The organism is Planococcus koreensis (assembly GCF_004761975.1).
In the GTDB taxonomy this organism is placed as follows: Bacteria; Bacillota; Bacilli; order Bacillales_A; family Planococcaceae; genus Planococcus; species Planococcus koreensis.
On sequence record NZ_RQII01000069.1, the window covers coordinates 24,350 to 34,678 of the forward strand.

The 10,329-nt window shown below is 48.1% G+C and carries 9 protein-coding genes and 1 pseudogene; all 10 read right to left on the reverse strand.

Annotated features, from left to right (window positions below):
• Window positions 1-527 precede the first annotated feature (527 nt).
• The 10 genes and pseudogenes from dacB to EGV91_RS15810 all read right to left on the reverse strand — a co-directional run bounded on the left by dacB (window position 528) and on the right by EGV91_RS15810 (window position 10,235).
• Window positions 528-2,027 carry a D-alanyl-D-alanine carboxypeptidase/D-alanyl-D-alanine endopeptidase gene (dacB, locus tag EGV91_RS15765; protein ID WP_135505372.1) on the reverse strand — a complete coding sequence of 500 codons (1,500 nt, stop codon included), beginning with the start codon at window positions 2,025-2,027 and terminating at the stop codon, window positions 528-530.
• Between the two features lie 223 nt (window positions 2,028-2,250).
• A complete protein-coding gene (locus tag EGV91_RS15770) occupies window positions 2,251-2,520 on the reverse strand; it encodes a hypothetical protein (RefSeq protein ID WP_135505374.1) in 270 nt (89 codons plus the stop codon).
• A gap of 121 nt (window positions 2,521-2,641) precedes the next feature.
• A complete protein-coding gene (gene rbsB, locus EGV91_RS15775; RefSeq protein ID WP_135505376.1) occupies window positions 2,642-3,565 on the reverse strand; it encodes a ribose ABC transporter substrate-binding protein RbsB in 924 nt (307 codons plus the stop codon).
• Window positions 3,566-3,578: 13 nt separating this feature from the next.
• Window positions 3,579-4,522, reverse strand: a pseudogene (locus EGV91_RS15780) (ABC transporter permease subunit).
• Window positions 4,503-6,005: a sugar ABC transporter ATP-binding protein gene (locus EGV91_RS15785; protein WP_135505378.1), complete on the reverse strand. Its 1,503-nt coding sequence runs from the start codon at window positions 6,003-6,005 to the stop codon at window positions 4,503-4,505. Before EGV91_RS15785 ends, EGV91_RS15780 begins: the two are co-directional and overlap by 20 nt.
• 18 nt (window positions 6,006-6,023) lie before the next feature.
• Window positions 6,024-6,410 (reverse strand): D-ribose pyranase, encoded by a 387-nt coding sequence (gene rbsD / locus EGV91_RS15790; RefSeq protein WP_135505380.1) that lies wholly within the window; start codon window positions 6,408-6,410, stop codon window positions 6,024-6,026.
• On the reverse strand, window positions 6,407-7,288 hold the full coding sequence (gene rbsK / locus EGV91_RS15795; protein ID WP_135505382.1) for a ribokinase: 882 nt from the start codon (window positions 7,286-7,288) through the stop codon (window positions 6,407-6,409). Before rbsK ends, rbsD begins: the two co-directional genes overlap by 4 nt.
• Complete coding sequence (locus tag EGV91_RS15800) at window positions 7,285-8,268, reverse strand: LacI family DNA-binding transcriptional regulator (protein WP_135505384.1); 984 nt, start codon at window positions 8,266-8,268, stop codon at window positions 7,285-7,287. Before EGV91_RS15800 ends, rbsK begins: the two co-directional genes overlap by 4 nt.
• A 132-nt stretch (window positions 8,269-8,400) precedes the next feature.
• The gene (locus EGV91_RS15805; protein ID WP_135505392.1) at window positions 8,401-8,763 is read right to left on the reverse strand and encodes a rhodanese-like domain-containing protein; all 363 of its coding nucleotides are present in this window, start codon (window positions 8,761-8,763) and stop codon (window positions 8,401-8,403) included.
• A 71-nt stretch (window positions 8,764-8,834) separates the two neighbouring features.
• Window positions 8,835-10,235 carry an MBL fold metallo-hydrolase gene (locus EGV91_RS15810; protein WP_135505386.1) on the reverse strand — a complete coding sequence of 467 codons (1,401 nt, stop codon included), beginning with the start codon at window positions 10,233-10,235 and terminating at the stop codon, window positions 8,835-8,837.
• Window positions 10,236-10,329: the final 94 nt, after the last annotated feature.

A 10,329-nucleotide genomic window follows, 5' to 3' on the forward strand; every position in this document is an offset into this window, starting at 1 on the left:
CCAGGTGAACTGGTAAGATATTTCTGCGATAGCTCAGGTGTAAGCCGATATTCCGCAAAACAGCTGCGAAGGTATTGACCCAATTCTTGGGTCAATACCTTTGCGACGAAGCACGAAGTGCTGCAGGAGCACATGTTTTTTCCGCGGGGCTTGCGCCAAACTAACTCGAGCTAAGGCTCGAGTGGATTTCGGCACTTCGCTTAACCCGCAGGAGTCTCCGCTGTTTGGCTCCATATCAGCTAATAAAATTGAAGTAAGTGAAGAAAATAGCGTAATATTCTAAGCTTCTAGTGTAACCACGCCATCAACATACAAACATCAGAAAGTGTTTGAGAGTGATTCTTTCTTCTACATACTATTTTAGCGCCGGCGCGGCCACGGGCTAGGCGAAGCAGGAAGACAGGCGCACCTTGCCTGGCTTTTTGCGGGAGCCATGCCCTGAGCGTCCGGAGCGATTTTCAACAGCTCTCCTTGTTTCCTAACAGGTGAAAATCCCGATAAGCGATCGCTTATCGGGATAGCAGTTATTATTCTTCGCCGTATTCCGCTATCGCTGATGCAATGGCATCTTCAATCGGTGTCACAGTGGCGAGATCGTTATTGATGAGGATCGAGAAAATCAATTTTTCCCCGCTGCGAGTTTCCGCGTATCCGGATAATGCGGAAACAGCAGTCAATGTTCCGGTTTTAGCGGTGACATTGCCAGTTGCTTCCCCTGTCTTCATGCGGTTGCGGAGTGTTCCGCCTACGAAGCGTTCAGGAACGCCTGCTACCGGCAGCGAATTCAAGTAAGCACCGAACCATTCTTCCTGCTGCGCTCCGTGGAGAAGAGCCGAAATTTCATTTGCAGGGGCCAGGTTGACGTGGGACATACCCGAGCCGTCGCGCAACTGGACCGTGTCCATATTCACGCCGAGGTCTACAGCAACGTCTTCAACCACTTCAAGCCCAGCGCCCCAGCTTCCTTCACCGGAAACCGCCTGCCCCATTTCTTTCACCAGCACTTCAGCATGTCCATTATTGCTCAGTTTCATGAACGGAATATAAAGCTCACGCAAAGGCATCGATTCGCGCTCAGCCAGCAACGTCGAACCATCCGGGACCTCGCCCATCTTCATGCCATGCTTTCCGATCAATTCGATTCCTTCTGCAACCAAGGCATTTTCAAACAAGTCCAAAGCGTAGCCTGACGGTTCCGTCACAGCGATCCATTCTCGCGTACGTGAACCTTCAAGCGGCATTTCGCCTTCGATGATGATGTCGTTTGAACCGTGGGCGCGGATGATGGAAACTGTTTTCTTGCCGCCAGCCGCTATTGTCGTCGTGTTATTGATGATGTTGACGTAATCGGTATGCGGCGTCAGCGTCACTGCAGTTTCTGCACCTTGCGCACCACCTGGATTTACTTCTACAATGACAGAGCCCGCATCGTAATCTTCGTTCGGCGAAGCCGTCAAAGCCGACACCTCAGCGCCGTAATAATAGCGCTCGTCTTTCCAAGTAATGTCTTCAGAAAGGCGTTCATCATCATACCATGTGTCATCGCCGATAAGGTCACCTTTCACTTTTTCAATGCCCTGGCTTTTCAGCTCAGCGGCAAATTCCTCGAAGTCTTTTTGCAGCAGCGTCGGATCGCCTTTCCCTTTCAAGTATAGGTTCCCTTGTAAAACCTTTCCTTTAAGCTGGCCATCTGTATGTATTTCTGTGCTGAAACGATGATCTTCCCCCAAAGTTTCCAGCGCTGCCGCCCCGCTGAACAATTTTGTGTTCGATGCCGGCGTCAACCGGGAATCTCCGAAATGGTCGTAGATCACTTCTCCGGTCTCTGCTTTGCGAATACTGACACCTGTCGTTGCACCATCGAGGCGCTTGTCCTGAAGCAATAAATTGATGTCATTTGCGAGTCCCGCATAATCATCATCCGCTCCAGCTGTTTGATTGGCATTTTCACCTTGGATAGGCGATACAGCCAATACAGCCGCCAGTACAACAGGTACCCCCCACTTCAATGCACGTTTCTTTTCCACTTTTCCAGCCCCTTTTTCCTAGTGATGAAAAAATCATAGCATACCAGGAGAAAGAATTTTCTGATTTTTTAACAAATGATTCCAACTACTTAGTACATTTTCATTAAATAGGAATATGTTCCATAATTTATATAATCAATTGATTGTTTTACTCTTGTGCATAGACCGATAAACCTAACGCAAAAGCCGCAAAGCATTTCGCTTTGCGGCTCGGTTTCATCACTCACATATTCCATTGCAGGCCGGTCGAATAGATAAGGCGTTCGCCGATAAAAATTCGGCATTCTGTATTCGGGCATTTGGCTGACAGTGAAATTTTGATGTCTTCCCATTCCCCACGGTTGTTTTTCAGTTTTCCATAAAGCCGTGAGCTCAAGTGCAGACCAATATGTTCATCCTGCAATACTCCGTCGACGTAGAGTTTATCGCTCAACATTGTATTTTCTACGTGAATGCTGTGATCTTCATATTTCAGCTTCCAGGTGTTTCTCATCCAATCCCTCCGCCCTCAGGTTCTTTTACTGTCAGTATAGCAAAGCCCTTTACCAAAGGCGCCTATTCAGCCCTGCCTGAATAAAAAAACGGCATCGCGTTTTCGCGATGCCGGGCTTCCGTTATTCTTTGATCAATTCCAGCTCAACCGGAATCGATGCTTCCACTTCTTCGCCGTTAAGCGACTTCACTGCAGCATCCACTGCCATTTCGCCGATCAATTGCGGTTTTTGCGCAATCGTTCCTGCCAAACGTCCTTCTTCCACTGCTTTCACAGCGTCATCTGTCGCATCAAAGCCGACAACTGTAATGTCTTTTCCAGCTGCTTCAATTGCTTCAAGAGCCCCTAAAGCCATTTCATCATTATGGGCAAACACACCCGTTATGTCAGGGTTCGACTGAAGAATGTTTTCCATAACAGTCAATCCCTCTGAACGGTTGAAGTTAGCTGTTTGTTTAGCAGCCACTTCCAGGCTGTCCGCTGCGATTTTATTGAAACCTTCGCCGCGTTCACGTGCCGCAGAAGATCCTGGTACGCCTTCAAGTTCAGCAACTAAAGCACCTTCGCCAACTAATGATACTAGGAATTCCCCTGCCATTTCACCACCCGCAACATTATCTGATGCGATATGTGAAACCACTTCGCCGCCCGCTGCACTGCGGTCAACTGTAATAACGGGAATGCCAGCCGAGTTCGCTGATTCTACTGCAGCCGTTACAGCTTCCGAGTCAACCGGGTTGATCATGATCAAATCTACGCCTTGCTGGATCAAATCTTCTACGTCACTTGCTTGTTTTGAAGCATTGTCCTGTGCATCGACAACCGATAATTCAGCGCCAAGTTCTTCCGCTTTCGCTTCTGCGCCATCATTCAATGTAACGAAGAATGGATTGTTCAATGTAGAAATCGAGAACCCGATTTTAAATTCCCCGCTTGATTCCCCGTCGCTTCCTTCTTCTTCAGACTCTGAGCCTGGTGCTTCCATCGAACATGCTGCCAAAATAAGCATTGCCAACAACACCAACAATAATTGAATCTTTTTCATTTCTCAACACTCCCTATGCTGTTTTTTTACGGTCCAAGAGAACCGCCAATAATATTACTGCACCCTTCACCACTTGCTGGAAGAAGGAGGTTACCCCAATAATGTTCAAACCGTTGTTCAATACGCCGATGATCAGCGCGCCAATCAATGTTCCGACAATCCATCCGCGTCCACCGGTCAAGCTGGTGCCGCCGAGGACGACAGCTGCAATCGCATCAAGTTCGAACATTTCACCTGCCGTCGCTGCGCCGAGTTCAAGCGGGAAGTCAGCATAAGCGCCGCCAATGCTGATAATAATCCCGTCAACGAGTAAACGTAGATTTTGATGCGGTCTGTGTTGATGCCCGACAGAATCGATGCTTCTTCATTGCCGCCGACCGCATAAACGCGGCGTCCGAACGTCGTTTTCTTCAAAATGAAATACAAAATCCCGAAGCTGATAAGCATGGTCACAACCGGAACCGGGATTCCAAAAAAATAGCCTTTGCCAAGCATTTGGAACGCAGCGTTATCGCCAAGCCCTGAGATTGGGCGGCCTTCTGTATAGACGAGCGTCAGCCCCCGGTAAATGGTCATTGTCGCAAGCGTCGCGATAAATGGTGCCACTTTCCCTTTGGCAATGATGAAGCCATTGACTGCGCCAAGGATGGCCCCGAGCAACAAGCCCGCAAGCATGGCGAAAATCGGGTCGATTCCGCTTGCGATCAAACCCGCGCTGACTGCGCCGGTCAGCGCCAAGATAGAGCCGACCGATAAATCGATGCCGCCGGTCAAAATAACAAAGGTCATGCCGAATGCAATCAATGCGTTAAAAGAAACCTGTCTCAGCACATTGAGCAAATTATTCATGGATAGGAATCCAGGCTCTAAAATTGAAAAGATTAATACGATGACAATCAATCCGATAAATGGACCGATCTTTTGAAGCAACGATTGATTACTGTTCTTTAACTTCATGGTTCCCGCCTCCTGCAGCAAAATGCATAATTCGTTCCTGGGTCATTTCAGCTTTCGGCAAATCAGCTGCCACTTTTCCTTCGTGCATGACCAGCACGCGATCTGCCATCCCGATGACTTCAGGCAGTTCCGAGGAAATCATCAAGATCGCCACTCCGCGTTCTGCAAGTTCATTGATGATTGAATAGATTTCCTTCTTCGCCCCGACATCAACACCGCGTGTCGGTTCATCCAGAATCAGCAGTTCAGGTGCAATCCCCAGCCATTTGGCAATGACCACTTTCTGCTGGTTTCCGCCGCTCAAGGATTTTGCCGTTTGCTCCGGCCCTGAAGTCCGAATGCCCAAGCGTTTCACCATGCTGTCGTATAACGAGCGTTCCTTCTTCTTGGAAATCAGGCCGTTTTTCGAAATCGCAGAGAAATTAGTCAAGCTGACGTTTTCTTCGACAGTGAAATCGACAATCAGCCCCTCGCTCTTGCGGTCTTCCGTTATATAGCCGATGCCCAATTCTTTCGCTTGCTTCGGATTTCTGATTTTCACAGCGCGGCCATCGAACTCGACTGAGCCTGAATCCGCTTTCTTATAGCCAAAAATCGATTGCGCCACTTCGGTGCGCCCCGCGCCCATCAAACCGGCAATCGATAACACTTCGCCCCGGCGAATTTCAAAGCTGACGTCTTCAAAGCAATCCTTGCGGCTCAAGCCTTTTACAGCCAATTTGACATCGCCGATGGCGGCATTGCGCTGCGGAAAGCGTTCACCGAGTTCACGGCCGACCATCATCTGAACAATTTCTTCAAATGAGGTTTCCGCAATCCGCTTATCCCCGACATATTCCCCGTCCCGCAAAATCGTGATGCGGTCGCAAAGCGAAAAGATTTCTTCCATGCGATGCGAAATGTAGATGAACGAAACGCCCCGTCCCTGCAGTTCACGTATAGTGGCAAACAGCGTATCGATTTCCCGGTCGGTCAATGCCGCTGTCGGCTCGTCCATGACGATCACTTCCGCTTCGACAGCGAGCGCTTTCGCTATTTCGACGATCTGCTGCTGGCCGACCGATAACGAACTTGCAGGCGCTGCCGGGTCGATGTCCAACCCTAAATCCAAAAGCGCTTTTTTTGTTTTTTGTTCCATAGTTTTGGTTTTAATGATCCCGCTTCGCCCGAAAGTCTCTTCGTTTCCCAGAAACATATTGTCTGTAATCGATAAATGGGGAAGAATGTTCAACTCTTGATGGATCACAGCAATTCCAGCGTCTTCTGCCTGCTTTGGCGAAGTGAAATGGACTTCTTTGCCTTTCACTTCCACCGTTCCGCTGTCGCGCGAGTAAATGCCGGTCAGTATTTTCATCAGCGTCGATTTTCCGGCGCCGTTTTCGCCCATCAACGCATGGATTTCTCCAGGCTCCAATGAGAACTGGACATTCTTCAATACTTGGTTGCCGCTGAATGACTTGGATATATTGGTCATTTTAATCATCGGGATTCACCTGCCTTTTTAAAAGATCACACCAGAACGAAGAACAATATTGGCATACGGCGTCGCTTCACCGGTTCGGATAATCAGCTTTGCCTCTTTGCTCATTTTCTTCAATTCATCATGCGTAATGTATGCGGCATTGACCTGTTCCAGGATGCCGGATTCGACTTCAGGATTTTCTTCAGTTATTTCCCGGGCAATAAAACCTGCCTCTGCCTGGAAATCTTCCAACACTGCCTGCAGCACTGTAAGAAATGAAGGTTCGCCGATGCGATAGGATAAATCGATGCATTGGATGCCTTTCGGTATCGGCAATCCGCAATCGGCGATAACAAGAAGGTCTGTATGTCCAAATGCAGCTAAAGCCGCCGCTATGTCACGGTTGATCATGCCATGCTTTTTCATTTTTTGTCATCTCCCATACGCTCCAGCACTTCTTGCCGGAATGGCATTCCGCCTTGCGCCCCGAATTTTTCAACCGACAGCGATGCAGCCGCATTGGCATAGCGCACAGCCTCCTCGAAAGGCATGTTTTCTACCAATGCCACAGCAAATGCTCCATTGAATGTATCACCTGCACCAGTCGTATCGATCGCTTGTGTTTCAAAACCCTCTACCAAGACATGCTTGCGGCCGTCAAAATATCTTGCCCCTTTTTTGCCTAATGTGACGATCAAGCGGTTCGGGTATTGCTCAATTGACTGCTCCCAGCCTGCACCAAAGATTTCTTCCGCCTCTGTTTCATTCGGCGTCAAATAAGTGGCGTATGGCAGCAACTCTTTTGTATAGGCATCAGCCGGCGCCGGATTCAAAATCGTCGGCACATTATGTTTATGGCAAATTTCCAGCGTCTTTTGGACGACTGGAATCGGCAGTTCCAATTGCAGGATGACGATGTCGCTCGCTGAGAGCTTGGATTCAAGCGCTTCCAATTCATGCGCTTCAATAGCGTGGTTTGCCCCCGGCACGACGATGATGCGGTTATCGCCTTCAGACAATAGGATGTTCGCAATGCCGCTCGTCCCATCTACACGCTTCACCATACCGATATCAATATTTTCAGAAGCCAAGCCTTTCAACAGCTCATCGCCGAAAGCATCGGTTCCGACCGCTCCGATCATTTGAACCGCCTCACCAAGGCGTGCAGCTGCAACTGCCTGATTGGCTCCTTTGCCCCCAGGAATCGTTGTGTACAAATCCCCTAAAGCTGTCTCGCCTTGTTTCGGAAAGCGATTTGCCCTTACGACTAAGTCCATGTTTATGCTGCCAACTACTGTAATCATTCCGCCACTCCCTTTGTTGTTCCGCGAAGCTTCAATTGCACCGGCACTTCATAAAAATGCTGATCGACAGGCTGGTTTTCAATCCGCTTGATCAATACCCGTGTTGCAATCGCTCCCATTTTGTACACGTCCTGCGCCACTGTTGATAGGCCGGGCGACAGCATTTCTCCCATCGCGATTCCGTCAAAACCGACAATCTGCAATTGCTCAGGCACTTTGATGCCGAGTGTCACCGCCGCTTTCAATGCACCCGCCGCAGATACATCACTGCTGGCAAAAATGCCGTCTATTTCTTTATGCGCCTTTAAAAACTCATCTGTGATTTTCTGTGATTCCGAAAAATGGAATGGGCACGTCACCACATGATATTTTGCACCCGATGCTTCAATGGCGTCCATGAATCCTTGATAGCGTTCATTTGCAGGATTAAGCTCATTCGGTCCCCTCAAAAACAGGATGTTTTTGCAGCCTCTTTCCAGAAGTGCATTCGTGCCCATCGCTGCTCCTTCCCGGTTATTGGAAGACACCGTCGGGATTTTGTCGTTAATGGCACGGTCAAGCGCCACAATCGGCAAGGCCATATTGGCGTAATGCGGGGCATCCAGCTGGTTGGATGTCACGATAAAGCCGGCAATGTATTTTTTCTTTAAGGTATTCAAGTAATTTTTCTCTTTCTCCGGGTTTTCATCCGAGTTGCATAACACCACGGTATAGCCGTATGTCAGCGCAACATCTTCAACCGCCCTGGCGAGTTCAGGAAAAAACGGATTGGTGATGTCCGGCAAGATCAGGCCGATTAAATTCGATTGCTTGGTGTTCAGCGACCGCGCAACCGGGTTTAACTCATATTTCAATTCATCAACTGCTGAAGTAACGGCTTTTGCTGCGTCCGCGCTGACGTAACCGCTTCCATTTAGAAAACGGGAAACTGTCGCTACTGATACTCCAGCCTTTTTAGCCACGTCTCTGATGGTTGTCATTTCCCTGGCTCCATTCTTGTGTCGGTGTGTAACCGGTTACACAAAATATACATCGCTGTTTCCCTCATGTCAATGTGAAGATTTTCCAGAAACAAAAAAAGGAATCCATCGGGTGGGATGGAATCCTTTTAATCAATTGCACGGTACGCGCATATCGCTGTTGCTGTTTTGTCCAGTTAAGCTGTAGCTCACTACATTAAAGCCTTTTTTCTGTAAGAAGCGTGCACCTAAATTTTTCTCAATCGCATCTGATGCTATTAAATGTATCGGCTGATCCGGAATTTCCTTATGGCTGCGCATTAAATAGGAAAATGGCAAGTTTATAGCTCCCGGCACTTCTTCATTCGAGATATTGTAAGGACGGATATCCAGAATCGTCAACAAATTGGAATCCACATCTTCAAGGCATTCTTTTTTCATTCCGCGAAGCGGCATGAATCTGCGGTAGCCGCTGCCTGCAAGCAGCAGCGCCAGTAATGTAATCGGTATTGACATATCCACTCACCTGCTCCTTTGCATCTTAAAACCGCCGGAATAGTTCCGGCGGTTCGGTTTTATCGTGTCAGTTACGCTTTTACTTCAGTCGACCATTTTGAATATCCGCCAGGCATGTTGACGATGTTATCGATGCCTTTCGCTTTCAGCAGGCTGGTTGCAATCGCTGAACGGGCTCCGCCTTGGCAATGGACAATGACAGTTTTGCTGGCATCGACTTCTTCCAAACGGTTCTTCAACGTACCAACCATGATATGATCGGCATTTTCAATATGTCCTTCATCATACTCCGTTTTATTTCGGACGTCGAGTACATTGGCTTCGCCATTGTCGATCATTTCTTTTGCTTCTTCAATGGTCACGTTATCGTATTTATCCAATTTATCTGCTTGAGCGATGATTGCATTTGCATCCGCGTAGCCAAGAACTTCGTCAATGCCGATTGAATGCAATGCGATGACTACTTCATCAAGCGCTTCAGGATTTACCAGAATGTAAACCGGTTTTTTATAATCGACGACCCATCCTGCCCAGTTCGAGAATGATTTATTGAATGGAATGTTGATCGTGCCAGGGATAAATCCTTGGCTGAAGGCATCTGCCGGGCGCAAGTCCAGGACTTGTTCGCCTTGTTCCAGCAAGTTTTTGATATCGTCTAATCGATCGATCGGTTTCAGTTCCGGCAAGTTGGCAATCAACTCAGGGCCTACTTTGTTGACCGATTTCATGACCGCGAAATAATACGGCGGTTCCGGCTGTCCTGCCAGCAACTCTTCCGTGAACGATTCTTCATCTTTGAATTGAAACGCCCAGTTGAATAACTTTTCGTATCCTACAGTAGTGGAAGGCACTGCGCCCAACGACTTGCCGCAGGCACTCCCTGCGCCGTGTGCCGGCCAAACCTGCAAATACTCCGGAAGATCTTTAAAGCGTTCAATCGATTTGAACATATCTTTGGCTCCGGCTGCTGAAGTGCCTTGGATGCCTGCCGCTTTTTCAAGCAAGTCCGGGCGGCCGACATCGCCGACAAAGACAAAATCGCCTGTGAAGATTCCCAGCGGCAAATCAGCTGCTTTTGTATCCGTCAAGATGAATGAGATGCTTTCCGGTGTATGGCCAGGGGTGTGCATCACTTCAAAGACCAAATTGCCGATATTGAATTTATCGCCGTCTTTCATTAATTGGTGGCTGACGTTATCTAAGTTCTGGTATTTCCAATCCTTGTCGCCTTCATCCGAAATATACATTTTAGTTCCGAAACGGTCAGCCAATTCGCGCGATCCGGAAACGAAATCTGCGTGGATATGCGTTTCAAGTGCTCCGACAATTTTCAGGTTTTCTTTTTTAGCTAGTTCAACGTATGGGTTAATATCGCGCATCGGGTCTACCACTACCGCTTCCCCAGTTGCCTGGCAGCCTACAACATAAGATGCGTGCGCTAATTTATCATCATAGAAATATCGTAATAACATAGAATGATTCCCCTTTTCTTGTTGTTTGTTATTGTTAATTACAATATACCCTATAGGGTATATGTTGTAAACCAATCTGCTCCAATTTTTCTTT

Coding starts and splice junctions, on each gene's coding strand:
- EGV91_RS15810 (WP_135505386.1), bottom strand. CDS start 10,235: ATGTTATTACGATATTTCTATGATGATAAATTAGCGCACGCATCTTAT.
- rbsD (WP_135505380.1), bottom strand. CDS start 6,410: ATGAAAAAGCATGGCATGATCAACCGTGACATAGCGGCGGCTTTAGCT.
- EGV91_RS15785 (WP_135505378.1), bottom strand. CDS start 6,005: ATGATTAAAATGACCAATATATCCAAGTCATTCAGCGGCAACCAAGTA.
- EGV91_RS15800 (WP_135505384.1), bottom strand. CDS start 8,268: ATGACAACCATCAGAGACGTGGCTAAAAAGGCTGGAGTATCAGTAGCG.
- EGV91_RS15805 (WP_135505392.1), bottom strand. CDS start 8,763: ATGTCAATACCGATTACATTACTGGCGCTGCTGCTTGCAGGCAGCGGC.
- rbsK (WP_135505382.1), bottom strand. CDS start 7,288: ATGATTACAGTAGTTGGCAGCATAAACATGGACTTAGTCGTAAGGGCA.
- rbsB (WP_135505376.1), bottom strand. CDS start 3,565: ATGAAAAAGATTCAATTATTGTTGGTGTTGTTGGCAATGCTTATTTTG.
- EGV91_RS15770 (WP_135505374.1), bottom strand. CDS start 2,520: ATGAGAAACACCTGGAAGCTGAAATATGAAGATCACAGCATTCACGTA.